Source organism: Bradyrhizobium sp. CCGB12 (assembly GCF_024199845.1).
Lineage (GTDB): Bacteria > Pseudomonadota > Alphaproteobacteria > Rhizobiales > Xanthobacteraceae > Bradyrhizobium.
Window position 1 is genome coordinate 1132435 of the sequence record NZ_JANADO010000001.1, and the last position, 25619, is coordinate 1158053.

The 25619-nt window shown below is 63.8% G+C and carries 24 protein-coding genes; 8 read left to right on the forward strand and 16 right to left on the reverse strand.

Features of this window, described 5'->3' with window-relative positions; all coding sequences use genetic code 11:
- Positions 1-105: 105 nt before the first annotated feature.
- Positions 106-1455 carry an 8-oxoguanine deaminase gene (locus NLM27_RS05275; protein ID WP_254142335.1) on the forward strand — a complete coding sequence of 450 codons (1350 nt, stop codon included), beginning with the start codon at positions 106-108 and terminating at the stop codon, positions 1453-1455.
- Positions 1456-1566: 111 nt separating this feature from the next.
- Here NLM27_RS05275 and NLM27_RS05280 read toward each other — a convergent pair whose 3' ends face one another.
- The 10 genes from NLM27_RS05280 to NLM27_RS05325 form a co-directional block, all read right to left on the reverse strand.
- Positions 1567-2643, reverse strand: coding sequence for a BMP family ABC transporter substrate-binding protein (locus NLM27_RS05280; RefSeq protein WP_254142336.1), 1077 nt, complete (start codon positions 2641-2643; stop codon positions 1567-1569).
- A gap of 76 nt (positions 2644-2719) precedes the next feature.
- Positions 2720-3637, reverse strand: coding sequence for an ABC transporter permease (locus NLM27_RS05285; RefSeq protein ID WP_254142337.1), 918 nt, complete (start codon positions 3635-3637; stop codon positions 2720-2722).
- The gene (locus NLM27_RS05290; RefSeq protein WP_254142338.1) at positions 3624-4715 is read right to left on the reverse strand and encodes an ABC transporter permease; all 1092 of its coding nucleotides are present in this window, start codon (positions 4713-4715) and stop codon (positions 3624-3626) included. The genes NLM27_RS05285 and NLM27_RS05290 overlap by 14 nt, the downstream gene beginning before the upstream one ends.
- The gene (locus NLM27_RS05295; protein WP_254142339.1) at positions 4699-6270 is read right to left on the reverse strand and encodes an ABC transporter ATP-binding protein; all 1572 of its coding nucleotides are present in this window, start codon (positions 6268-6270) and stop codon (positions 4699-4701) included. Before NLM27_RS05295 ends, NLM27_RS05290 begins: the two co-directional genes overlap by 17 nt.
- 286 nt (positions 6271-6556) lie before the next feature.
- Complete coding sequence (locus tag NLM27_RS05300) at positions 6557-7042, reverse strand: nucleoside deaminase (RefSeq protein WP_254142340.1); 486 nt, start codon at positions 7040-7042, stop codon at positions 6557-6559.
- A 13-nt stretch (positions 7043-7055) separates the two neighbouring features.
- The gene (locus NLM27_RS05305) at positions 7056-8588 is read right to left on the reverse strand and encodes an ABC transporter ATP-binding protein (RefSeq protein WP_254142341.1); all 1533 of its coding nucleotides are present in this window, start codon (positions 8586-8588) and stop codon (positions 7056-7058) included.
- Entirely contained in the window at positions 8585-9268 is a 684-nt protein-coding gene (locus NLM27_RS05310; protein ID WP_254142342.1) for a cysteine hydrolase family protein, read from the reverse strand. The genes NLM27_RS05305 and NLM27_RS05310 overlap by 4 nt, the downstream gene beginning before the upstream one ends.
- An 11-nt stretch (positions 9269-9279) precedes the next feature.
- On the reverse strand, positions 9280-10206 hold the full coding sequence (locus tag NLM27_RS05315; RefSeq protein ID WP_254142343.1) for an ABC transporter permease: 927 nt from the start codon (positions 10204-10206) through the stop codon (positions 9280-9282).
- Positions 10206-11318: an ABC transporter permease gene (locus NLM27_RS05320; RefSeq protein ID WP_254142344.1), complete on the reverse strand. Its 1113-nt coding sequence runs from the start codon at positions 11316-11318 to the stop codon at positions 10206-10208. Before NLM27_RS05320 ends, NLM27_RS05315 begins: the two co-directional genes overlap by 1 nt.
- Entirely contained in the window at positions 11315-12427 is a 1113-nt protein-coding gene (locus NLM27_RS05325; protein WP_254142345.1) for a BMP family ABC transporter substrate-binding protein, read from the reverse strand. The genes NLM27_RS05320 and NLM27_RS05325 overlap by 4 nt, the downstream gene beginning before the upstream one ends.
- Before the next feature lie 404 nt (positions 12428-12831).
- Here NLM27_RS05325 and NLM27_RS05330 point away from each other — a divergent pair, with 404 nt between their 5' ends.
- From NLM27_RS05330 to NLM27_RS05350, 5 genes are all read left to right on the forward strand, one after another.
- Positions 12832-14106: an allantoate amidohydrolase gene (locus NLM27_RS05330; RefSeq protein WP_254142346.1), complete on the forward strand. Its 1275-nt coding sequence runs from the start codon at positions 12832-12834 to the stop codon at positions 14104-14106.
- Positions 14107-14202: 96 nt separating this feature from the next.
- Positions 14203-15576 (forward strand): hypothetical protein, encoded by a 1374-nt coding sequence (locus NLM27_RS05335; protein ID WP_254142347.1) that lies wholly within the window; start codon positions 14203-14205, stop codon positions 15574-15576.
- Positions 15577-15828: 252 nt separating this feature from the next.
- Complete coding sequence (locus NLM27_RS05340) at positions 15829-16497, forward strand: TetR/AcrR family transcriptional regulator (RefSeq protein WP_254142348.1); 669 nt, start codon at positions 15829-15831, stop codon at positions 16495-16497.
- Between the two features lie 8 nt (positions 16498-16505).
- Positions 16506-18371: an adenine deaminase gene (locus tag NLM27_RS05345; protein WP_254142349.1), complete on the forward strand. Its 1866-nt coding sequence runs from the start codon at positions 16506-16508 to the stop codon at positions 18369-18371.
- A 13-nt stretch (positions 18372-18384) separates the two neighbouring features.
- Positions 18385-19773: an NCS2 family permease gene (locus NLM27_RS05350; RefSeq protein ID WP_254142350.1), complete on the forward strand. Its 1389-nt coding sequence runs from the start codon at positions 18385-18387 to the stop codon at positions 19771-19773.
- A gap of 8 nt (positions 19774-19781) precedes the next feature.
- Here NLM27_RS05350 and NLM27_RS05355 read toward each other — a convergent pair whose 3' ends face one another.
- Complete coding sequence (locus NLM27_RS05355; RefSeq protein WP_254142351.1) at positions 19782-20003, reverse strand: hypothetical protein; 222 nt, start codon at positions 20001-20003, stop codon at positions 19782-19784.
- Between the two features lie 369 nt (positions 20004-20372).
- Here NLM27_RS05355 and NLM27_RS05360 point away from each other — a divergent pair, with 369 nt between their 5' ends.
- Entirely contained in the window at positions 20373-20549 is a 177-nt protein-coding gene (locus NLM27_RS05360; RefSeq protein WP_254142352.1) for a hypothetical protein, read from the forward strand.
- A gap of 25 nt (positions 20550-20574) precedes the next feature.
- On the opposite strand, the gene NLM27_RS05365 is transcribed toward NLM27_RS05360, so the two are convergent.
- From NLM27_RS05365 to NLM27_RS05375, 3 genes are all read right to left on the reverse strand, one after another.
- Positions 20575-21951 carry a VWA domain-containing protein gene (locus NLM27_RS05365; RefSeq protein WP_254142353.1) on the reverse strand — a complete coding sequence of 459 codons (1377 nt, stop codon included), beginning with the start codon at positions 21949-21951 and terminating at the stop codon, positions 20575-20577.
- Positions 21952-21956: 5 nt separating this feature from the next.
- The gene (locus tag NLM27_RS05370; RefSeq protein ID WP_254142354.1) at positions 21957-22904 is read right to left on the reverse strand and encodes an AAA family ATPase; all 948 of its coding nucleotides are present in this window, start codon (positions 22902-22904) and stop codon (positions 21957-21959) included.
- Between the two features lie 142 nt (positions 22905-23046).
- Positions 23047-23247 (reverse strand): hypothetical protein, encoded by a 201-nt coding sequence (locus NLM27_RS05375; RefSeq protein ID WP_254142355.1) that lies wholly within the window; start codon positions 23245-23247, stop codon positions 23047-23049.
- A 224-nt stretch (positions 23248-23471) separates the two neighbouring features.
- Between NLM27_RS05375 and NLM27_RS05380 the strand changes: the two genes are divergently transcribed.
- A complete protein-coding gene (locus NLM27_RS05380) occupies positions 23472-24446 on the forward strand; it encodes a quinone oxidoreductase (RefSeq protein ID WP_254142356.1) in 975 nt (324 codons plus the stop codon).
- A 40-nt stretch (positions 24447-24486) separates the two neighbouring features.
- Here NLM27_RS05380 and NLM27_RS05385 read toward each other — a convergent pair whose 3' ends face one another.
- Entirely contained in the window at positions 24487-24762 is a 276-nt protein-coding gene (locus NLM27_RS05385; protein ID WP_254142357.1) for a hypothetical protein, read from the reverse strand.
- Between the two features lie 98 nt (positions 24763-24860).
- Positions 24861-25469 (reverse strand): S24 family peptidase, encoded by a 609-nt coding sequence (locus NLM27_RS05390; RefSeq protein WP_254142358.1) that lies wholly within the window; start codon positions 25467-25469, stop codon positions 24861-24863.
- Positions 25470-25619 lie beyond the last annotated feature (150 nt).

Sequence of the window (25619 nt, forward strand, 5' to 3'; positions counted from 1 at the left end):
TGCAAGACCGGAGCCAAGTCGCAAGAAACAAGTCGTAGCATGACGGCGTTCGGGCACTTGGCCGCATTGAATGCTCGTCGCGCGAATGTGAGGGGAAGTGGGATCATGAGCGACATACAGCCGATCTGGATCAGGGATCCCCTCGCCATCCTCGCAGACGGCGCCGAGCGTGGAATCGTGGTGAAGGGCGGCCGGATCGTCGAACTCGTGCCGGCCGGCGGGACGCCTGCGACGGCGGATGTCGCGGTGTTCGATGCGGGCCAACACGTCGTGCTGCCGGGCCTGATCAACACCCACCATCATTTCTACCAGACCCTGACGCGGGCGTTGCCGGCGGCGATGGACCGGGAGCTGTTTCCCTGGCTTCAGGCACTCTATCCGGTGTGGGCGAAGCTGAAGCCCGAAGCGCTGGAGCTCGGCGTCACCGTGGCGATGTCCGAGCTGCTGTTGTCGGGTTGCACCACGACGACCGATCACCATTACGTATTCCCGGCAGGACTCGAGGACGCCGTGGATATCGAAGTCGCGGTGGCAAAGCGGCTCGGCGTGCGCGTGCTGCTGACGCGCGGATCGATGAACCTGTCGCAGCGCGACGGCGGCTTGCCGCCCGACAGCGTCGTCCAGGACGAGGACACCATCCTTGCCGACAGCGCGCTCGCGGTGGCAAAGCATCACGAGCGCGGTGCGGATGCGATGGTGCAGATCGCACTCGCGCCGTGTTCGCCCTTCTCGGTGACGACGTCTCTGATGCGCGCCACGGCCGATCTCGCCGGCAAGCTCGACGTACGCCTGCACACTCATCTCGCCGAGACCGAGGACGAGAACAGGTTCTGCGAGCAGATGTACGGCTGCCGCCCGCTCGACTATCTCGAGCAATGCGGCTGGCTCAATGCGCGGACCTGGCTCGCCCACGGAATCTTTTTCAACGACGACGAGATCAAGCGGCTCGGCAAGGCCAAGACGACCATCAGCCATTGCGCGTGCAGCAACCAGATTCTGGCGTCTGGCTGCTGCCCCGTCTGCGAGATGGAAGAGGCCGGTGTCGGCATCGGTATCGGCGTCGACGGCTCGGCCTCGAATGATGGCTCAAATCTCATGCAGGAGGTTCGTGCCGCGTTCCTGCTGCAACGCGCGCGCTATGGCGTGACGAAGGTCAGCCACAAGGATGCCCTGCGCTGGGCCACCAAGGGCTCAGCGGCGTGTGTCGGCCGACCGGAACTCGGTGAGATCGCCGTCGGCAAGGCGGCCGATCTCGCGCTGTTCAGGCTCGACGAACTGCGCTTCTCCGGCCATGGCGATCCCCTGGCCGCGCTGGTGCTGTGTGGCGCGCATCGCGCCGATCGGGTGATGGTGGCGGGCAAATGGGCCGTGATCGACGGCGCGATCCCGGGACTGGATGTCGCCGACCTCATCCGCCGTCACAGCACGGCGGCGCGGGCGATGCAGGTGGGCTAGTTCCTAGGCAAAATAGAAAGAGGGGGCGACCACAAGTGCCGGGTGCTTCTGGCCACCCCCTCCGAACCTCCTCCGGGAGGAGCAGGTGATTTAGTCGATGCAAGAAACGTGCTACTTGCCCGGAAGCTTGTCGTCGATGCCTTTGACGTAGAAATTCATGCCGAGGATCTGGCCGTCATCGAGGTGATCGCCGCCCTTGCACTCGACCGGCTTGCCGTCCTGCCCAACGATCGGGCATTTGAACGGATGCAGCTTGCCCGCGGTGATCGCAGCCTGGGCATCCTCGGCCATCTTTTTCACGTCGTCAGGCATGTTGGTGTAGGGCGCCATCGCGAACATGTGGCTGTCGAGGCCGCCCCAGGTGTCCCCGGACTTCCAGGTGCCGGCGAGCTCGGCCTTGACGCGCTCGATGTAATAGGGGCCCCAGGTGTCGAGGATCGAGGTGAGCTGGGTCTTGGGCCCGAACTTGATCATCTCGGAATCCTGGCCGAAGGCCAGCTTGCCGCGTTCGCTGGCGATCTGCATTGCCGCTGGCGAATCCGTGTGCTGCATGATGACGTCGGCGCCCTGGTCAATCAGCGCCTTGGCGGCGTCGGCCTCCTTGCCCGGATCGAACCAGGTGTTGGCCCAGATGATCTTGACCTTGATGTTCGGGTTGATGGTCTGCGCCGCCAGGATCGTCGCGTTGATGCCGGACACGACCTCCGGAATCGGGAACGAACCGATATAGCCGAGCACGCCTGATTTCGACATCTTGGCCGCGATCAGGCCCTGGATGTAGCGGCCCTGGTACCATTTGGCCGAATAGGTCGACATGTTCGGGTTGCGCTTGTAGCCGGTGGCGTGCTCGAAATGCACGTTCGGATATTTCTTGGCGACCTTCAGCGTCGGATCCATGTAGCCGAATGATGTCGTGAAGATGAGCTTGTTGCCGGCGCGGACGAGCTGCTCGATGGAGCGCTCGGCGTCGGGACCTTCGGGTACGTTCTCCAGATAGGTGGTTTCGATCTTGTCGCCCAATTCCTTGACCAGCGCCTGGCGCGCGAGGTCGTGCTGATAGGTCCAGCCGAGGTCTCCGATCGGACCCAGATAGATGAAGCCGACCTTCAGCTTGTCGGCGGCGGTGGCTGCGCTGACGCTCCCGGCAAGCAAGAGCCCGGCAGCCAGCGCAAGAAGTGATTTCCTCATCATCGATCTCCAAACATCAGGGGAAAGCCAAGATTCGCAGCGAGCGCGCCCCATCGCGCACGCCTTGGAATGAAACTCAGCGGTCAGGCACGAACACGGTGCCGAGCGCCGCCGGCGCTGTCGAGCCGCCGGTGCGCGCGCGGGAGAGCAGGACCAGCACGATGACGGTCGCGAGGTAAGGCAGCGCCGACATGAACTGCGAGGGGATACCGACGCCCCAGCCTTGGGCGTGCAATTGCAGGATCGTCACTGCGCCGAAGAGATAGGCGCCAACGACGAGCCGGCCGGGCCGCCAGGACGAGAACACCACCAACGCCAGCGCGATCCAGCCGCGACCTGCGGTCATGCCGGGAATGAAGAACGGGGTATAGGCAAGCGGCAGATAAGCGCCGGCGAGTCCGGCGCAGGCGCCGCCGAACATCACGGCGAAGGTGCGGATGCGCAGCACGGGATAGCCGAGCGCATGGGCAGAGACATGATTGTCGCCGCAGGCGCGCAGGATCAACCCCGCGCGCGTGCGGTACAGGAACCACCAGACGCCGACGATGAGTGCAATGGAGAAATAGACGAAGCCGTCCTCGCCGAACAGCACGCGGCCGATCAGGGGGATGTCAGTGAGGCCAGGAATGGCGAGGTGCACGGCCGGCGTGATGCGCTCACCGACGAAGCCGGCGCCGATCAGGCCGGAGAGTCCGATGCCGAGGATGGTCAGCGCGAGACCCGTGGCGACCTGGTTGACGGCGAGCGCGAGCGTCATCAGCGCAAAGACCAGTGACATCAGCGTGCCCGCGACAATGCCGAACAGCGCGCCAATGAAGATGGATCCGGTCAGCCAGGCGCCGGCAAAGCCGCAGGCGGCGCCGACGATCATCATGCCCTCGACCCCGAGATTGAGAACGCCGGAGCGTTCGGTCACGAGCTCGCCGGTCGCCGCAATCAAGAGCGGCGTCGACGCGGCAAGCACCGCGAGGATGATGGCCTCAACCAGTTCCACGGGCCACCTGTCGGTTCGGGAAAACCAGCTTGAAGCGGTACAGGATCAGGGAATCGCAGGCTAGCACGTAGAATAACAGAACGCCCTGAAAGACCTTGGTGACGTCCAACGGGATCTTCATCGCGATCTGCGCCTGCTCACCGCCGATAAAGGTCAATGCGAGGAAGAGGCCTGCAACGAGTATTCCAACCGGGTTCAGCCGGCCGAGGAAGGCAACGATGATCGCGGTAAAACCATAACCAGGCGAGATGCCGGGCTGGAGATGCCCGACGGGGCCCGCGACCTCGATGATTCCGGCGAGGCCCGCGAGCGCGCCCGAGACGGCGAAAGTCAGGACGATGAGCTGATTGGCATTGAAGCCGCCGAAGCGCGCGGCGCGGGGTGCAGCACCGACGACGCGGATTTCAAAGCCCTTGATGGTGCGCCCGAGCAGGATCGCCGCTGCTGCGACGACGAGCAGGGAGATGATCGCGCCGAGATGCAGCCGGCCGCCCTCGATCAACAGCGGCACCGTCGCCACCGGATCGAACTCGGCCGTGGTCGGGAAGTTGAAACCGTGCGGATCGCGCCAGGGGCCGCGCACGAGATAGTCCAGGAGAAGGTCGGCGACATAGACCAGCATCAGGCTGGTCAGAATCTCGCTGGCGCCGAACTTCACCCTGCAGATTGCGGGGATCAGCGCATAGAGCGCGCCTGCGGTCGCGGCGAGCACGAGCATGACGGGCAGCACCCAGGCCCCGGCATCGGTGCCCTGTGTCTTCACCGCGATCCAGCTCCCGGCGACGGCACCTATCAGGAACTGGCCCTCGGCGCCGATATTCCAGGCGTTGGCGAGATAGCAGAGGGAGAGCCCGATCGCGATCATCACCAGCGGCGTCGCTTTCACCGCGATTTCCTGGAGCGAATAGCCGTCGGTCAAGGGCGCGATGAAATAGGCATGCAAGGCGAGCAGCGGATTCTTGCCGAGGATCGCGAACAGGATGACCATGGTCGCGATCGTGAGGCCGATCGCGATCAGCGGCGAGACCAGCGCGATCGTAGTGGAGCGCTCGGCGCGCCTCTCAAGCACCAATCGCATGCGCGGCCTCCTTCGGCTCCAGGCTGCCGCCGCCCATGAGAAGGCCGAGCTTTTCGCGGCCTGCTTCGCTCGCTGCGAGCGGTGCGGAGAGCCGGCCGTGGAACATTACTGCGATGCGGTCGGCGATCTCGGCGAGCTCGTCGAGATCCTGGCTGGTGACGAGCACGGCGGCGCCTGCGGCTGCAAGATCAAGCAGCGCCTGGCGGATCACGGCGGCAGCGCCGGCGTCGACTCCCCAGGTGGGCTGGCTCACCACCAGCACCGCGGGGTTGCGCAGGATCTCCCGTCCCACGATGAACTTTTGCAGATTGCCGCCGGAAAGGCTGGCAGCTTCCGGATCGCGCTTGGTCTTGCGGACGTCAAATGTCTGGGTTGCGCGGTCGACCGTGTTCAGCGTGGCTGCGGTGTTGATGAAGCCGCGATGGACCATGCCGCTGGCCGCATGTCCGGTGAGCAGCGCGTTTTCCGACAACTTCATGCGCGGTGCGGTGCCGTGGCCGAGCCGCTCCTCGGGCACAAAGGCGGCGCCCAGCTTGCGTCGATGCGTGATCGAGAGGTGGCCTGCGGCGATGCCCTCGATCACGATGGTGCCAGGATCCTTCGAGAGTCGCTCACCGGAGAGCGCGGCGAACAGCTCGTCCTGGCCGTTGCCGGCGACCCCGGCGATTCCAAGGATCTCGCCGCCCTTCAGTGCGAACGAAATGTGCTCGAGCCGAACGCCATGCGCTTCGCCAGGTGGAAGTGAAAGATCGTTGACAACAAGCCGCGGCACGGTGGTCTTGCGGCCGGATGCGGCCTTCACTTGCTTGATCTCGCTCCCGACCATCATGCGCGCGAGCGAGGCGGCGGTTTCGCGTCGGGGATTGCAGGTCTCGACCTTCCTGCCGCCGCGTAGGATCGTTGCGGTGTCGCAAAGCCGCTTCACCTCCTCCAGCTTGTGGCTGATGTAGAGGATGGCGCGGCCTTCGGTCTTGAGCCGTTCCAGCACGATGAAGAGCTGGTCGGCCTCCTGCGGCGTCAGCACCGCCGTGGGCTCGTCCAGGATCAGGAATCTCGGATTTTGCATCAGCGCGCGGACGATCTCGATGCGCTGACGCTCGCCGACCGACAATTGCCAGACTTCGCGCTTGGGATCGAGTGGCAAGCCATAGGTCTTCGAGACCTGCTGCAGCCGCGCCGACATGTCCTTGAAGGACTCTTTGCCGTCGAGGCCGAGCGCGACGTTCTCGGCGACGGTGAGATTGTCGAACAGCGAGAAATGCTGGAACACCATGCCGATGCCGCGGCTGCGCGCGTCCGAGGGGCCGGACAGCAGCATTCGTTCGCCCTGCCAGCGAATCTCGCCGGCGCTGGGCTGGATCAATCCGTAGATCGCCTTGACGAGCGTCGACTTGCCGGCGCCGTTCTCGCCCAGCAAGGCGTGGATCTGCTTCGGCCGGATCTCGATGTCGATGGAATCGTTGGCGAGGAAATCACCATAGCGCTTGGTGAGCCCGATCGTCTGAAGAAGAGGGAGCTCGCCGAAATGCAGGCCGTCAGGCGTCTGATCTAACATTCGCTGATGCGCTTGGATGGATGAAGTGCCTCAATTGTGGGCTAGTTTGAGCCGTCGCGTAAGGTGGGAAAAAGCGTCGTCCCGTGCTCAATGCGGCGGCAGCGCGGTGGTGCCGACGAGTCGTGCGATCGGTTTCGAACGACGATTGCCACCAACCGAGAGTAGCAGCAGCAATCGTGTCTGCGGGCGGCGCCTGTTGCAAATTTGTGACGGTTTAGGCCAAATCGGAACCTGTGGATGGCACCCGCGCTCTTTGCCCATCCTGAAGTTCCAGTTATCGGAATTCCTACTTCGTCCACACGCCGTCGTGCAGCGCTTCGGCCTCCTCTTCGAGCAGTGGGCCGATGACTTCGGTCGGCCGCTGCCCGCTGGCAAAGACCTTGCGACAGGGCAGGTCGAGCGTCGGGTTCTCCGGATGGTTGCCGGTGACACCCCGCAGGCGGTGCTCGCTGAGGCCGTAGACCACGCGGCCGATGCCGGCCCAGTAGATCGCGCCGGCGCACATCGCGCAGGGTTCGGCGGAGGAGTAGAGCGTTGCCTTCGCCAGCACCTCGCGGCTGAGCGTGCGAGAGGCCTGCGTGGCCGCGAGGCGCTCGGCATGCGCGGTGCCGTCATGGTCCGGCATGTAGCCGTTCTCCGACTCGATCAGTACCTTGCCTTCCGTATCGACGACGATGCAGCCGAAGGGATGATTGCCATGGGTGAGGGAGCGGCGGGCGACCGCGAAGGACAGACGCAGAAAGTGCTCGTCACGTTCGGCTGCGCCGTGCATCGCTCCTCCGAGGTCAGTGCCCTGCCATGTGACGGCCGACCACGGTGAGGTCGGCCTCGCTGGTCCGTGCTTCATACACCAATTCGCCGTGGAACATCACCACCAGCCGATCGGAGAGTTCGAGCAATTCGTCGAGATCCTCGCTGACCAGCAGCACCGCCGCACCGCGATTGCGCGCCGCCATGATCTCGGCGTGAATCTGCGCCACCGCGGCGAAGTCGAGACCGAAGCAGGGATTGGCCGCGATCAACACCTCGACGTCGCCGCCGAGTTCGCGGGCGAGCACGGCGCGTTGAACGTTGCCGCCCGACAGTGCCGAGATCGGGGTATCAGGCGTGCGGGTCTTGACCTGGTACTGCGCAATCTTTTTCCTTGCATCGTCACGAAAGGCGCTGCGGTTGAGCCACCAGCCGCCGCTGGCAAAGGGGGCGCGATCGAACTCGCGGAAGGCGATGTTGTCGGCAACGCTCATGCTGCCGACGCAGGCGTTCTTCAGCGGCTCCTCGGGCAGGAGAGACATCTTGTGGCGCCGCATTTCCTCGCGGCTGGCGCGGTAGCGATCACCGGCAACATGGATCTCGCCGCTTTCGGCCTCGCGTTGGCCGGCCAGCACCTCGACCAGCTGGCGCTGGCCGTTGCCGGAGACACCGGCGATGCCGACGATCTCGCCGGCGCGCACGGTGAGCGAGACGTCATGGACGGCAATGGCGCCGGCATCGTCGAGCGCGCGGACCTGTTTCAGCTCCAGCCGCGCCTGACCAGCCTTGCCGGTGCGCGGCGGCTGCACCGTCAATTCCTCGGCACCGATCATGGTGCGTGCCATCGCGTCAGGCGTGAGGTCGGCGACCTTGCCGTGACCGGCAAGCTTGCCGCGGCGCAGGATGGTGACCTCGTCCGCGAAGGCCATGACCTCGCGGAACTTGTGCGTGATCATCAGGATCGTCAGTTCGCCCCTGACGACCATGTCTCGGAGCATGCCGAGAACTTCGTCCGCTTCCGCCGGTGTCAGCACCGAGGTCGGCTCGTCCAGGATCAGGAAGCGGCGCTTCAGATAGAGCTGCTTGAGGATCTCGCATTTCTGCCGCTCGCCGGCGGAGATGTCGGAGACCTTGGCGCCGAGCGGCACCTTGAAGGGCATCCGCGCCAGGAAGGACTCAAGCTCCTTCAATTCCTTCGGCCAGTTCACGACGGCCGGCACGTCGTCGCGCGCCAGCACAAGATTCTCCGCGACAGTCATCGCGGGCACCAGGGTAAAGTGCTGATAGACCATGCCGAGGCCGAGCGCATGGGCATCCTTCGGATTGGCGATGGTCTGCTCGCGGCCGCCGACGAGGATGTCGCCCTCGGTCGCGTGGTAATAACCCATGATGCATTTGACGAGGGTCGACTTGCCGGCCCCGTTCTCGCCGAGCAGCGCGTGGAACGAGCCCGGCCGCACCTTCAGCTCGACATTGTCGAGCGCCAGGAAATCGCCGAAGCGCATCGTCATGGCGATGGCGTCGATGCCGAAGGCGCCGGCAGGCGGCGGCGTTTCGCCGATGATCACGAAATCGCTCCGATGACGGCGTCGGAAGTCGAGACCGCGCCGAACACGCCACCCTGCATCTTGATCATCTTCAGCGCGTGGTCGTGGTTGCTCTTGTCGGTCGCGCCGCAGCAATTGTGCAGCAGCACGCATTCGAAACCGCGGTCATTGGCCTCGCGCATGGTGGTGTGAACGCAGACGTCGGTCGTGATGCCGGTCAACAAGATATTCTCGATGCCGCGCACGCGCAGGATCAGCTCCAGGTCGGTGGCGCAGAACGAACCCTTCCCGGGCTTGTCGATGATGGGCTCGTCCGGCAGCGGCGCCAGCTCCGGGATAATGTCCCAGCCGGGCTCGCCGCGCACCAGGATGCGGCCGCAGGGTCCGGGATCGCCGATGCCGGCGCCGATCTGGCGCGAGCGCCAGCGCTTGTTGGCGGGAAGGTCGGAGAGATCCGGGCGGTGGCCTTCACGGGTATGGATGATGTGGAAGTTTTGGCTGCGCATCACTGCGAGCAGCTTCCTGATCGGTTCGATCGGTGCCCGCGTCAGCGAGAGGTCGTAGCCCATCTTGTCGACATAGCCGCCGACGCCGCAGAAATCGGTCTGCATGTCGATGATGATGAGCGCGGTGTTTTCGGGACGGAGGTCGCCGTTATAGGGCCAGGCGTAGGGCTCGGACTTGATGTAGCGCACAGGCATGACTTTGCTCTCTAGCGGGTGATCGACAATTCGGCCGGGGCTCCGGTCAGCGTGCGTTTGGGCGAGCAGGTGATGATCATGATCGCCAGCGTCAGGATGTAGGGCGCCGCGTTGAAGAGGTGATAGCCGGCGGTGACGCCGACCGACTGCAGCGCAGGCCCCAGCGCCGCGGCGCCGCCAAAGGCGAGCGAGGCCCACAGGCAGAGCAGGGGATCCCAGCGCGCGAAGATCACGAGCGCGACCGCCGTGATGCCCTGGCCCGAGGAAAGACCCTCGTTCCAGCTCCCGGGATAGAACAGCGACAGGAATGAGCCGCCGATCCCGGCGAGGAAGCCGCCGACCATGGTGGCGCGCAGGCGGATCAGCAACACGGAATGGCCCATCGCACGCGCGGCATCCGAGCTCTCGCCGGCCGTGCGAATAAGCAGGCCCCAGCGCGTGGTCCGGAACGCCCAGTACAGGATCGGCGCGAGCGTGATGCCGATCAGGAAGAGCACGTTGATGCGCAGCGCCGCGCGCACCTGCGGAACGTCGCTCCACCAGCCGAAATCGATCGCAGGCAGGCGTGGTGCGGTGGGTTCGATCAGCGGCTTGCCGAGATAGAAGGCAAGGCCGGTGCCGAGCAGCATCAAGGCGATGCCGACGGCGATGTCGTTGACGCGCGGCAGCGAGCAGATGCCGGCGTGCAGCGCGCCCAGGAGCGCGCCGGTGATGCCGGCGGCGAGCACGCCCAGCCACGGAGAGCCCGAAAGGTACGAGATGCCATAGGCGCTCATCGCGCCCATCACCAGCGTACCTTCGAGGCCGAGATTGATGCGGCCGGAGCGCTCGGTGATGCATTCCCCCAGGCTCACGAACAGGAATGGCGTCGAGACGCGAATGGCGCCGCCGAGCACGGCGAGCGGAACGGTCCAGAGGCCGATTGATCCGTCTGCCATCAGGATCTTCCCTTCAGGAAACCGATGCGCCCGTAGAGCGCGTCGCTGGCGAGCACGAAGACGAAGATGATGCCTTGAAGCACCAGCACGGAGGCATCGGGCAACCCAAGGCGACGTTGCAGCAGGCCGCCGCTGGCGCTGATGCCGCCGAGCAGGATCGCGACCGGAATGATCGCAAGCGGATTTTGCCGCGCCAGAAAGGCAACGAGAATGCCGGTGAAGCCGTAGCCCGCCGCGAGATTGGCATTGGTGCGTCCCTGCACGGCGGCGACCTCGATCATGCCGGCAAGGCCTGCAGCGCCGCCGGCAAGGAAGCAAATGGTCAGGATCAGCTTGTTGACGCCGAGGCCGACGATCTTCGCGGCGCGGATGTTGCCGCCGGCGACCCGCGCGGCGAAGCCGAACACGGTGTGATAGATCAGGATGTAGGCGGCGATCGCGGCGATCAGGCCGAAGACGAGGCCCCAATGCACGTCGGTGCCGGGAATGGTGCCGATCATGTTGGCGGCGCCGATCTCGCGGGTCGAGGGCTTGTTGAGGCTGGCGGGATCGCGCATCACGCCTTCGACGAGATGGTTGAGGATCGCGAGCGCGATGTAGACGAGCAGCAGGCTCGCGATCGTCTCGTTGACACCGCGATACTGCCGCAAGCCGCCCGACAGCATGATCCACAAGCCGCCACCGACCACGCCGGCAATGACCATGGCGATCTGCACGATGAACGGGGGCATGCCTTGAAGCGCCAGCGCGGCGCTGGTTGCCGACAGCGCGCCGATCAAGAGCGCGCCTTCGCCGCCGATGATGACCATGCCAAGCTGTGCGGGCAACGCGGTGCAGAGTGCAGTCAGGATCAAAGGAGCAGCGCGCGTGAGTGTGTTCTGCCAGGAGAACCAGGTGCCGAACGCGCCGTAGTACATATAGAAATAGAGATCGAGCGGATTCTTGCCTGATATCGCGACGAAGATGCCGAAGACCACGAGCGCGCCGACGAGCGCGGCGCCCGGGATCAGGATGTACTCGATTGTCGCGCCGTGACGCTGGGGAAAGCCGAAATCCGCGGCCGGGGCAATCGTCCCGGCCGCATCAGCGGGATCCGCAGCTTCCGTCGTCACGAAGTCGCTCCGAGCACGCCTTCGACGAGGTAGTCCATCTTTTCCAGCTCGGGATCCTTCTGGCCCCGATCAGTGCCGGCCGCAATCACCGTCTTGCCCTTGTTGTCGACCAGCCCTCCCTTGAAGATGGCGTAACCTTCGGCCGAAAGGAATTTGGCCTTGACGTCGTCGGCGTGTTTGCGTGCTTCGGCGGAAACCGCTTCGCCAAAAGGCGAGGTCTTGACGATCTCCTCCTTGATGCCGCCGCGATAAAAGTTCGGGATGCTCTCGCCGCCAGCGATCATCTTCACGAACTTCGGATACAGCGCTTCCCAATTCCACTCCGCGCCGGTGAGATAGGCCTTCGGCGCGAGCGGCGACTGGTTGGTGTGGTAGCCGCAGACGAAGGCGCCACGGCGCGCTGCGTTCTCGACCATGGTCTTCGGGCCGTCGACATGGCAGGTGAGCACGTCCACGCCCTGGTCGATCAGGCTGTTGGTAGCCTCGGCCTCCTTGACCGGCATCGACCAATCGCCGGTGAAGATGACTTGCGTGGTGGCCTTGGGGTTGGCGAGCCTGGCGCCGAGGGTGAAGGCGTTGATGTTGCGCAGCACCTGTGGGATCGGCTTTGCCGCAACGAAGCCGAGCTTGCCGCTCTTGGAGGTGTAGCCGGCGACGATGCCCGAGATGTATTGAGCCTCGTCGATGTAGCCGAAATAGCTGCCGGCGTTCTTTGGATCCTTGTCGCTCCACAGGCCGCCGCAGTGCTCGAAGCGCAGCTTCGGGTACTTGTTGGCCATCTTGACCACGTGCGGATTGTAGTAGCCGAACGAGGTCGGGAAGAGCAGGCTGGCGCCGTCGAGGTTGATCATAGATTCGATTGTCTTCTCGACCGCGTCGGTCTCCGGCACCTTCTCTTCCTCGACAACCTTGAGGCCCGGAATCTTCTTCAGCGCCGCTGCGCCCTGCGCATGGGCCTGGTTATAGCCATAGTCGTCACGCGAGCCGACATAGATGAAGCCGATGGTCGTCTCGGCGGCGAAGGCCGGGCGGATGCCAGATGCGGCGCCGAGGGTCAGGGCCGCACCGCCTTGCAACAAATGACGTCGTGAAATCCTGCCAAAATCCATTGCTTGCTCCCCTTGGCGGATGCCCCGCCTTGATCTCGCGGCGACCGCCGGTCTGGCGGAGCCCGGGATGAAGTGTTCGCAAGCTTCGTGCCACAGGCCGCGGAGCACGCATTCCAGATTAAGCCATTGATAAAAAATCAATTTTTACTCTGCTCGAATCCTGGTCAGGAAATCGGCAGATTAATTTATGGGCAATTATTCCCCGTTGTATGCAATGGAGTTAAGCAGTTCTAAGCTTGCGCGCGTGTGCACGGCGGGCGGGGACGTCGGCCGGCTGCTCGTATTCATGGTAACCACGCAGATAGGCACGGCGCTGGATGCGGTGATTTCCGCTGGCACCGACCTTGTATCGATTGTCATCAGGACCAGCTGCTCCGGTCCCGCGAGATGGAAAGCCCGCCGAGATGGTTGCCGGTAATGCCGCTCAGACGACGTCGCTCGGTGCAGAGATCGTGGGCCGCATCAACGAGCTCAGTACAATCTCGGAAGAGGCCGGCAAGCTCACCCGCGTCTATCTCAGCAAGGAGCTGCGCGAGGCTGCGGACCTCATCCTGAGCTGGATGCGAGAGGCAGGCATGAACGCGCATGTGGACGCGATCGGCAATGTCTGTGGTCGCTATGAGGGTGAGCGGCCGGGTGCGCCCTGCCTGATGCTCGGCTCGCACTACGACACCGTGCGCGATGCCGGCAAATGGGACGGGCCGCTCGGCGTGATCACGGCGATCGCCTGCGTCGCAGACCTCAACCGCCGCGGCAAGCGCCTGCCGTTCGCGATCGAGGTTGTCGGCTTTGCCGATGAAGAGGGGGTACGCTTCGCCTCGACGCTCCTCGGCAGCCGTGCGGTGGCGGGCACATTTGACGAGAGCGTTCTGACGACGCGCGACCGCGACGGCATATCGATGCGCGATGCGCTCGTCACGTTCGGCCTCGACCCCGATCATATCGGGGCGGCTGCGCGGGCGCGGCGGGAGCTGCTTGCCTATCTCGAGCTGCACATCGAGCAGGGGCCGGTGCTGGAGGCGCAGAACCTGCCCGTCGGGGTGGTTACCGCGATCGCTGGTGCGACACGGCTTGCCGCGCGGCTGACCGGCATGGCCGGTCACGCCGGCACGGTGCCGATGGCACTTCGCCGCGACGCGCTCACCGGCGCGGCCGAATGCATCGTCGCGATCGAACAATTTTGCCGGACCGACGCCAACGGGCTGGTCGGCACCGTCGGATACATCCACGCCAAGCCCGGCGCGACCAACGTCATTCCGGGCGAGGTATCCTTCACCATCGACATGCGCGCGCCGACCGACATGCACCGCAAGCGCGCCGTCGCCGAAATGGTCCGCCAGATCGAGGCGATCGCCAAGCGCCGGCAACTGGCGCTCCAACTCGACGTCACCCACGAGAACCGCACCGCGCCTTGCGCGCGCTGGCTGAAAGAGCAGATCGCGCAGGCAATCGGAGCGGAGGGTTTTTCCGTCTTCGAGCTGCCGAGCGGGGCAGGGCATGACGGCATGGCGATGATCGACGTTGCCGATGTCGGCATGATCTTCGTCCGCTGCCGCGGCGGCATCAGCCATCATCCGGATGAGCATGTAGAGCTTGCGGACGCCGACGCCGGCGCGCGGGTGCTGCTGCGGGTAATCGAGAATTTCAGGCCGCGGGAGGACCGCGCCGGGGTGAACTGACGGTCTGGAGCTCGCCTGTCATCGGGGCGAGATACGAATCAGTCATCCTGAGAGTGGTGACCGGCCATCGCCGGAGCCACGAGACACCAGGCGCGAATGAATAGCGATATCTCCTTGCCATCACATCGTGGAAATCGGTTCTACCAGGGCTTCGCGGCGACCTTCGTCGCCAACGCTCTGCAGGCGGTCAATTTCCTGGGCGATAGATTTCTGAGAAAATCGCTTCATTCGCTCTCGGCGATCGAGGACCTTTACCGGCACTCGATGGACAGCGCCTTTTCGGTAACCGAGGCTTTCCTCGTCACGGGCGCGCCGCACGCCTCCGCTTACTACCCGCGCGACTTCGCCTGGTTCTATCCTGACGTTCTCGACCCCGAGACCATCATGGATTCGCAGGATGCGGTGCGGCGGGCGCGACTGCTGGAAAAGAGCGTTCGCCTGCTGCTGGAGGCGGTTCGCGCCGACGTCGTCACGACCACCATCGTGCCGGCGGGACGCGGCCGCTATCTCGGCGTGAACTATTTCTCGCGCCCGTCCGATACGCTGCTTGGCATTATCGCCGGCCTCCAGCAGATGCTCTCGGCCGAGGAGCGGGCGTCGTCCTATCTGGCGATGTCGCAATGCGCGCATGCCGGCCGCCTGTTGCTGGCCGAATACGGCGTTGACCTCAAGCGCGCGATTCTGAAGCTCGCAGGCGAGCTCGAGCCGTTCGAAGCCGACGGCGTCAGGTATTTGCTGTGCGATGCCGGCGGGCCTCGTTCCGCAGCGACGGATACGCGTGCCGAGCGTCGGCGTTTCGTCACCAATGCCTGCGTGTACACGACCTTCGTGTGGGGTGTGCAGCTTTCCGTGGTCGACGAGAACGAGCTGAAGCGGCTGCTCGGGCGCGACCTCGCGCAATACAAGCAGGATCTGCTGCGTCTGTTCGGCAAGGACGGCTATATCAGGCACTCGCTGGATGGCCCGTCGGGCTTGCCGGTGTCCATGGTCGCGCTGGATTTCGTCAGCGTGCATCGCGGCTTCTGGGATATGAACGACGCCAGCGAGCGTGCGCTGTTTGCGGCCACGACGGATCTGGTCATCGCCGAACCACGGTTTCGCATACCCAGCACGTTCCACTTCTTCGTCTCGACGGATAATCCACGCAACAAGATGATCCACAAGATCGCGGCGCCCGCTTATCAGGGGCGCTCGTCCTGGCCCACGTTCAACGTCGAGTTCGCGGACCGCATGCTGGACTTTGATGAGGCCTCCGGCAGCGATACCTACCGCGCTTATGCGCAGGGGATATTGAAAGACATCCGCACCGCGACCGAAGTCCATGGCGGGTATCAGGAGCTGATCTCGGAGCAAGGCCTCAAATATCGCACCTGGGCCTACAAGGGAGCGGTGGCGCACTCCTGGTTTCCCCGCTTCCTGTCCGTCTGGAGGAGGGCATTTGGGACGCCGCTCCTCCGGTGGGGCGACTGATCCGCGCTTCCGCGGTCACGTCGATCAATTCGCCGCCTTCGAGCACCTTGGCCGCGCCATTGCGCGCGATCAGTTCTCGGCAGAGCAAATCCGATTTTGGCGACCGGCAAAAGTCCATTTTTCAGGCGGCGGGCGAAGTCGTGCCCGTCAGGGCGGCCAGCCGCCCCGGAGCATGCCGACGCCCATTGTTGCGGCGTGGCGTGCCTTAAGTCTCGGCTTGACCCCCCAACCCGCTGGTGTCAGGCTTATGACATGAGTGCAGCAAAGCGACATATCGCCAGCCTTCGCGACGAATATGCCGAGATGACACGGCAGCGCATCGTTGCGGCGTTTGTCGAGACGCTGGAAGATGAGGCGGCTGACGATATTTCCATGGCCGCGGTGGCCAAGCGCGCGAAGGTCGCCGAGCGAACCATCTATCGGCATTTCAAGACCCGCGCGGAACTGTTCGCGGCGGCCGGCGAGTGGATCGAGGACAACGTCTTCAGCTACATTCCCTTCACCTCGCCCGACGAGCTGCCGGATATCTTCCGCAAGCTGTGCAAGCGGTTCGACCGCCATCCGCATCTGGCGCGCGCCATTGCGATGACGCGGGCCGGCCGTCGGGTACGCGCCGGGTTCCGGCGACACCTGATCGACCAGCATCACAAGGCAATGGCACCGCTGGTGCGGCATCTCCCCGCGAAGGAGATTCGTCAGGCGGAGGCGCTCGCATCCTATCTCAACAACGTGCTGGCATGGAATGCGATGCGCGAGGACTTCGGCATGTCCAGCGCCGAGATCGCCGACGCGATCGAGTGGGCGCTCACGACGCTTTTGAAAGATGTCCGTCAGCGCGATGCAGCTGCAGCGCGCGGCGGCAAGGCCAGCAAATCGCCGCGAAAGCGAACCACAGCGCGCGAAAGTACCGGCGTGGAGTGAGGCAGGCCATGAATGCGATCCCCGACGACCTCCTGATCAACGCGCGCGACGAGGTTCGCATCCGCCAGGACCTGGTGCTGACGGCGCTCGGCCGACGTCCGGCCGATCGCTCCTTGCGGGTCGGCAGGTTGCTCGATGTGCACAGCCGCACCTGGAGCCAGGATCAGGAGATCGTTTTCAAGGGCCGGCGTATTGCGTGGGTCGGGCCGGCCGGCGCCTATGCCGGCGAGGTCCGGGAGCGCGTGCATCGGCCGGATCTTGCCGCGGTGCCCGGCTTCGGCGAGGTACACAAACATATCGAAAGCTCGCATCTGACGCCGGAATGGGAGGCGGCGCTGGTGCTGCCGCACGGCAATACCTGGACCTGCGAGGCGAGCCATGAATTTTCCAACGTCAACGGCGCGCGCAATCTCGAATTCTGGTTCGAGGCGCGCCGCCGCGGTTCGCCGCTCAAGATCTTTCCGCAACCCGGTTCAGCCGTGCCGCCGACGGCTTACGAATGGGGCGGCGGCTGGTATGGCCACGACGAGCAAGCGCGCTTCATGACCGAGAGCCTGATGGTCACCGGGCTCGACGAAGTGATGGACTGGCCGGCCGTTTGGAATCCCGACAATCCCTCCTACAAGCGGCTCTGGGGCATGATCGAGGCGACGTTTGCCGCGCGCGGCGTCGTCGAAGGCCACGCGTCGGGTTTGCGCGATCTGCCTTCCATCAATGCCTTTGCCGCGGCCGGGCTCGCTTCCGACCACGAAGTGCAGACGCCAGAGGAAACCTGGGACAAGCTCACCCGCGGCTTGTTCGTCGAGCTGCGCGTGTATGCAATGGACGAGATCGTCAAATGGCTGCTCGCGAAGGGCTTGCAGGACTGGTCGCAGATCGCGTTCACCACGGATGATCGCAGCGCCAGCCACACGCTCGAGCTCGGCGCCAGCGATCACAATGCGCGGGTCGCGATCGAGGCCGGTCTTGCGCCTGAGATCGCGATCCAGTGTCTCACCATCAATCCGGCGCGGCACATGCGCCTCACGCCGTTCGTCGGCAGCCTGGCTCCCGGGCGTTTTGGCGACGTCGTGCTGCTCTCGGATGTCGCCAAGCTCACGATCGCCGAAGTGTGGGCCGATGGCGCCCAGGTATCCGAGGGAAAGCGCCATCTCGGCAAGGTGCCTGAGATCCAGTGGCCGGATTGGGCAACGAAGACAGTCAACATCAAGCGCACGATCAAGCCTCAGGATTTCGAGCTTCCGGCCGCACCCGGCCGTACCACGATGAAGGCGGCTGTGATCCGCCCCTTCCATTGGCATCCCGAATTCTACACGCTCGAATTGCCCGTGCGTGACGGTGCCGTGCAGCGCGACGAGAGCGAGGCCATCACCAAATTCGCCATCGTCGACCGTTTTTCCGGCGACGGGCGGGTTGCCAAGATGTTCTGGCGCGGCTGTGGGCCGCGCACGCCGGATACGGCCGTGGCCTGTTCGGTCGCGCACGACAAGCACAATATCTGGGTGGTCGGTTCGTCCGACGCGGCGATGGCGAAGGCGGTGAACGCGCTGGTCGAACTTCAGGGCGGCTGGGCGCTGGTGCGCGAGGGTAAGCTCGTCGCCACCGTACGCTTCGAGGTCGGCGGGCTGATGAGCTGTCGCTCGGCGCAGGCGCTCGATGCCGAGATGCAGGCGCTTTACGCAGAGGGCCGCAAGGTCGACTGGATGTACGAGCCGACGTTCCGGCCGCGCTGGTATCCGGGATTTCCGGAGCGGCTCATGTTCGCAACGCTGACCTGTGCGCCCTGGAGCTGGGTCCTGGTGGCGCCGTGCGAGCAGGCGCCGCTCGGCTTCATCAACGTGCAGACCGGTGAAGCGCACCCGGTGGTCTGGTAGGGGGAAGACTGGCATGAACGAGATGACGAAGCCGCAACTCGCTCCCAAGCCGGCACCGCACGCAGCTTCGGGATTGCTGGATCGCACCTTTGGCCTCACCGAACGTGGCACGAGCGTTGGTCGGGAGGTGACGGCCGGCGCGACCACCTTCGCGGCTATGGCTTACATCATCGCCGTGAATCCCGCGATCATGTCCAACGCCGGGATGGATCGTGCCGATCTCGTCAGCGCGACGGCGCTTGCTGCGATCTTCGGCTCGGTGATGATGGGGCTGTGGGCCAACCTGCCGCTCGCAGTTGCGCCCGCGATGGGCTCTAATGTCATCTTCACCTATGTTATCGTCAAGCAGATGGGCATGCCCTGGCAAGGCGCCCTCGCCATGGTCGCTCTCACCGGCGTGCTGTTCCTGATCCTCAGCTTGTCGAAGCTGCGCGAGAAAGTCGCGAAGGACGTGCCGGAGGCGCTGAAAATCGGCATCCAGGCGGCGGTCGGTACCCTGATCGTCTTCATTGCGTTACGGGGCGCCGGCTTCGTGGTCCAGAACTCGTCGACCTACATCGCCATGGGATCCTTGCGCAGCCCGCCGGTTCTGCTGACGCTGTTCGGCCTCCTGCTCACGCCGGTGCTGGTGGCGCGCCGGGTGCCGGCCGCGCTGATCCTGTCGATCGCGGTGCTCACCCTGATCGGATTCTTCGTCCCAGGCGCCAACGGAAAGATGGTGACGTCGGTGCCATCAGCCATCATGGCTTGGCCGCGCTGGCCGACCGGCACCTTCTTGGCACTCGATATTGGCTATCTCTTCAGCCACTTCGTCGTGGCGCTGCCGCTGCTGTTCTATTTCCTGTGTGCCGAATTCTTTTCGACGCTGGGCACGCTGATCGGCGTGACCGGCGCTGCCAATTTGCGCAAGCCCGACGGCTCGATCCCGAATGCCACCGCCGCATTTGCGACCGACGCGACCGCTTCGATCGTGGGGCCGTTGCTCGGTACCTCCGTCGTCACCGCCTACATCGAATCCATCACCGGCGTGCAGGCCGGCGGTCGCACCGGTCTGACCTCGCTGACGGTTGCAGGCTTCTTCTTCCTCGCGCTGTTCTTCTGGCCGATCTTCGTCATCATCCCGCCGCAAGCGACCGCGCCCGCACTGGTGCTCGTCGGCGTGCTGATGATGCAGGGCCTCGCCCGCATTGACATGACCGATCTCGTCAATGCGGTTCCGATCGTGCTGACGTTGCTGGTCACCGTGTTGACCAATAACCTCATCAACGGAATGGCCCTGGGCACGCTGAGCTACATCGCCCTGGAAGTGACGGTCGGCCGGCGGTCGCAGATTCCGGCGATGGTGTGGGGACTCGGGTGCGTGTTCATCGCTTACGCGATCGTGATCGCACAGATCTTTTGACGCACGTGTCAGGCCGCAAGGTCCAGCAACCTGCACGACCCCCGCACGAGTACCTTGCGTCCGCCAGGTGTCATTTCAGGCACGCCGTCATTGACAACAACGAGGCCGAGCTTGACGAGGCTTTCCACGAGATAGACCCTCGATAGGCGGCCGTTCGACGCCGGATTGCGAAGTGTGCGTAACGCTTCCCATTGATCCGGAGAAAGATCGAAGTCGACGTCGTTGCTCATGTTGCCTCAAGCGATAGTGCCGTTCGCGCGCCTCTGTTAGCGACGCTGCATGAACACCATGCGACGACAATGAGTCGGGAATTCGGTGAGTTGTTTAGAATGCCTCTTCACAAATTGCCGCACTTCGTTGCGCCACAAGAGTTAAGATCGTCCGACCACGAAAATCGTCCCGGACTCCGATCACATATTGATGATTTAGGCTTGGATGCTGCGACGCAGAACTACTGCGCTGCACGGGAAGCGCTACTGTCCCATTTCGCGTCGCAATATGCAGAGAGTCGCAATATGCACAGAAATGATGAGACTGAGTATTCAGGACTCTGTTAGGTTGATTCACGGCGAATGGCTTCACAGGCAGGAGTGGAGTGCATGAACAGGCTGGTCGAAATTCGCAGTCAGGAGTCGCTGTGCCGGGAGCGCGCTGCGCTCGATTTTGAGCGACGGGTTTTCTGGCTCGCGCAAGCCGAGGAATGGGAGCAGCGCGCGCTCGACGAAATTGCGTATCACTTTCGGGAATGCAATCTTGCCCAGGCCGAGGCCGCCTGACCTCAAGGGCGGGCCTGATCGCCGATCACTGATAGGTAGCGACGATATCGGACACTGCGCGCTCAAGCTGTTGCGCGGTGGCGCATTGGCGCACGACGCTGCAAAAGGTCGCGTAGCGCGGCATCTCGGAATCGCCAAAGCCCCAGGCGAGCCGTCCTTCGGGATTGAGCCAAACCAGTCGCTTCGAACGTTCGGAGATGCGGCGCAGGATGTCGGCGCGGGGATCCAGATTGTTGCTGCGGGCGTCGCCGAGCACGATCACCGTGGTCTGCGGCGTCAGCGTGCTCATGAACTCTTTCTCGAAATCGACCAACGAGGAGCCGTAGTCGGAGGAGCCGAAGCCGACCTTGGACATGATCTCGGCCATCGCCTCTTCCGGCGCGTTCTTCTCCAAGATCTCGCTGACCTCGATCAGATGCGATGAGAAGGCAAACGAGTGGACGTCGTCGACCACCTCGTGCAGCGAGTGGATCAGGAGCAGGAAGAAGTCGGAGACCTGAGCGACCGAGCCGGAGACGTCGCAGAGCGCCACGATCTTGGGCCGGTCGCGATGCTTGCGCTTCCATGCGGTGAGGAAAGGCACGCCGCCCCAGGCCGCGTTACGGCGAAGCGTACGGCGAACGTCGAGATGGCCGCGGCGCTGGCGTTTGCGCGGCTTCGAATAGCGCTCGCGCAGCCGGCGTGCGATCTGGCGGATGAGGGCGCGCATCTCGGCGACCTGTCGGCGCTCGATGCGCGCGAGCGGTGCGTTGCGCAGGATTTCGTTGCGGAGGTTTTCGGCTTCCTCGCGGGCGTAGAGAGCAAGCCCCTGGGAGACCGTGTCACGCACCGCTTCGCGCAGGGCATCGAGCGCGGCGCGAAGACGTTCGGCCAGCGACGGGTTGGTCGCGGTCAATTCGTCCAGATCGTCCCGCAGGCGCTGCAGACCCATGGCGTCGAGGATGCGGCTGGAGAAGATGCCGCGCTGGGTGGAGTAACGGATATCGGAGAGTGAGGCGGCACCGGAGGCAGTGGCGATCGCGGCCGCAATCGCATTGCGATCCTGCGACAGCAGCATCTGCGCAAGCGGGCCCAACTCCTGGCGAGGCTGACCTTCACCCGTTTCGCTGGCCGCGCCGGACGAGGGCGACTGATCTGGGCCCTGCTGAGCGTCCTCGCTGCTGGTCTCAGGCTGATCCTGCCGCGGTTCCGGCTGACTGAAGAAGAGATCGAAACAGTCGGCGAGTGCGAGCTTCTCGTCCTGCGACTTGGCGAGCGTCAGCAGCAGCGCATCGCGCAGGATGGCCCGGTCGGAGAAGCCGACCTGCTTGACCGCGCGCATCGCATCGATGCTTTCGGCAGGCGAGACGTGGACGCCGACGCCCCGGGCTGCCCGAAAGAAACGATGGAGATTCTCGCGCATCGGAGTCAACCGAAGACGTTGGACCGTGCCGCCTTGGCAATGAAGGTCGTAACCTGCGGCGATGCTGCCTCGATGTCGGCTTCGTATTTCAGGAGCACGTTGAGCGTGTCTTTGACGATCTCGGTATCGAGCTCCGCAGCCTGAAGCAGCACCAGTACGCGCGCCCAATCGATGGTCTCGCTGACCGAGGGCAGCTTCTTCAGATCGAGCGAGCGGATCTCGTGGATGAAACCGACCATCTGCCGGCGCAGCGTCTGCGAGATGCCGGGCACGCGGCTCTCGACGATGCGTTCCTCCAGCCTCTGCTCGGGAAAGCCGATGTGCAGATGCAGGCAGCGCCGCTTCAGGGCGTCGCCAAGATCGCGCTCGCTGTTGGAGGTGAGGATCACCGTCGGCGGCGTGATCGCGGAGACGGTGCCGAGCTCGGGGATCGTGACCTGGAAGTCGGACAGGATTTCCAACAGAAGCGACTCGAATTCCGCATCCGACTTATCGATCTCGTCGATCAGGAGCACGCAGCCGCCGGGCTGCTCCAGCGCCTGGAGCAGGGGACGCGGCTCGACGAATTCCTTGGAGAAGAACACGTCACCGAAATCGTGGAGCTGGTCGAGCGCGGCATGCAGCGTCTGCGCGCCGCCGAGCACTTCGCCGAGCTTGTCCTTCAGGATCTGGGTGTAGAGAAGCTGCTTGGCGTATTTCCACTCATAGAGTGCCTTGGCCTCGTCGAGGCCTTCGTAGCATTGCAGGCGGATCATCTTCATGCCGCGCCAAGCGGCAATGGCCTTGGCAAGCTCGGTCTTGCCGACGCCCGCGGGACCCTCGACCAGGATCGGCTTCTCGATCTGCTGCGACAAATAGACGGCGGTCGCGATCTGCCGGCTCGCGATATAGCCTTGTGCGGCGAGGCCGCTCTCCACTGCCTCGATCGACGTCGAGGCCTTCTGATCAGCCACGAAGGGCGCTCCCAAAGGTCTTGCTTGAGGCTTGTTCTGCCTGCGTTCCCGGCAAAGAACAAGTCTCGTTTGGGAGGCATCAGACCCGCGTGACCGGCGTTTTTTTTCCGCTCAACGCAAATAGTTGCGCGCTGGCGCCCGATCAGTGCCGCAGCAACTCCGGCTTGCGGATGGTCTGTCTGAGCTCGGCGCCGCAATCGGCGCATTCATAGACAAAGTCTATCTTGGCAAGGCTCCAATGCGGTTCTACCTCGCGCACATACATCGGCAGGAACCCCATACAGGTGGGGCAGTTCACTGGCGCGATCTCGACCTCCTGATGATGCTGAACATAAGCTGGCATCTCGGCTCTCCTTCGCAGGCGACTACAAACCCCGCGTGAAGGCTACTGCCACCGGCTGCAGGCTCGTCATCAACTCTTTCGAACAGAGGCGGAACGGAGGGCGTTTGTGGTTCGCTGTGACATTCTTGTTACGCCTCTGTACTGTAACCGGCGGACTAAATGCCTATTTCACAGGCCCGATCAGGTTCTCTGAGCCTCACTGCAACGACAAGGGAGTAACGCCCATGACGCACGCCATTCGTTTTCACAAGCCCGGCGGCCCGGAAGTTCTGGTTTGGGAGGAGGTCAACGTCGGCAAGCCCGGCCCGGGCGAGGCACGCATCCGCCACACTGCCGTCGGCCTCAATTTCGTCGACATCTACAACCGCTCGGGTCTGTATCCGGCGCAACTGCCGAGCGGGCTCGGCAGCGAGGCGGCCGGCGTGATCGAGGAGGTCGGCCCAGGTGTCACCGATCTGAAGCCGGGCGATCGCGTCGCCTACGGCGCTTCGCCGCTCGGCGCTTATTCCGAAGCCCGGCTGATCCCCGCCGATCGCTTGTTGAAACTGCCTGACGGCGTCGACGACAAGACCGCAGCGGCGATGATGCTCAAGGGGCTGACGACGCAGTACCTGATCCGGCAGACTTATCGGGTAAAAGCCGGGGACACCATCCTGCTGCATGCCGCGGCCGGCGGCGTCGGTCTGATCCTGAGCCAATGGGCCAAGCATCTCGGCGCAACCGTGATCGGCACCGTCAGCAACGACGAGAAGGCCAAGCTCGCCAAAGCGCATGGCTGCGACCACGTCATCATCTACACGCGCGAGGATTTCGTGAAGCGCGTCGACGAGATCACCGGCGGCAAGAAGGTGCCGGTCGTTTATGATTCCGTCGGCAAGGACACGTTCCTGAAATCGCTGGATTGCCTCGCGCCGCTCGGCGTTGTCGCGCTGTTCGGCCAGTCCTCGGGTGCGGTGGAGCCGTTCAATCTCGGCCTGCTGGCGCAAAAAGGCTCGCTCTACGTCACCCGGCCGACGCTATTCACCTACGCTGCCAAGCGTGAAAGTTTGGTCGCGATGGCAGGCGAGCTGTTCGACGTCGTCAAGTCCGGCGCAGTCAAGATCGAGGTGCACCAAACCTATCCACTGAAGGATGCCGCCAAGGCGCATGCCGATCTCGCCGCGCGCAAGACCACGGGGTCGACCGTGCTTATGGTGTGATGTCCGCCCGGGCGGGCGTGGCGCAGGCTGCCGGCTTCCGTCATGTCCGCTCGTGCTTGCGCAGATCGCGGGCGTGATCGCGGTTGGCTGCCTGGAGGTCGATGTCCTCGGGCGGAATCTGGGGCAGGGCGGCCTCGGTCAGGATGGCCTCGGTCACGTCCTCGACCGAGTTCTCGGCGATTTCGTGGATGAACGAGACATTCTGGTATTCGCCGGAAGCGATGCGGGAGATGACCTCGCGTCTTGTGATCTCGGGATCGACGACCGCCTCGCGGCCGCGCCGCCCATAGTCGATCATCACGACGAAATATTGCATGGAACGAACCTGCCGCACGCCTGGTCGGGAGTGCGGCAGATTATTTCTGAAAAACGGAACTAAGTCAAGCGCGATTTCCAAAAATCGGAAATCGATACCTACTTGCTCTTCTTGCGGGGGCGGGCCGACTTGGCGCGCAGCCGCTCGAGCTGTCCCTTGGGCATGGAGAGACAGATCTCTCCGACCCAGTCGAGCTTCACGCCGACGATTGGCTTGGCGTTGAAGCTGTTGAGATTAACGACGGACGGGCTTTTCCCGCGTTCGATGGTCTTCAAATAGCGCTCGCCGGTCTTGAGCCGGACCACGGCCTCTTCGCCGTAGAAGCTCGACAGCGGATGACGCTGGTCCTTGTAGACCACGATCACGTCGCCGCTCTCGTATTTGGGCAGCATCGAATCTCCCACGATCTCGAATGCAATCGTCTCTTCCATGATGGGGAAGGGCAGCGCGATGTCGCCGAGCCCCTCCGGCGGAACCTGCTCATAGTCCGGTTCGATCACCGCACCGGCGCCGACGCGGCCCATGATCGGCGCGAGATTGAGCTCGAGATATTCCATGATCGGAATGATCTCCGAGGCCTTCACGAGGCGCTCGCCGCCCAGAATCTCCGAGACCGCACCGGGCCGCACGCCCATGGCCGCCGCCAGGCCGCCCTTGCTCTTGCCCGTCTTTTCCAGGCCCCGCTCGATCATTGCAACGTCCAACATGGTGATTCCCTCGATTGCGCACCGTCTGCTCTTGTAATCCGAAATTCGGAATTGATGCAATTATGAATATCAGAATTATCGCTTGACTTTCGATTCGGAATACCGGAATGTGCCTTTCGCCTTCCTGATCGTGCGATCGGAGGAGGCGCA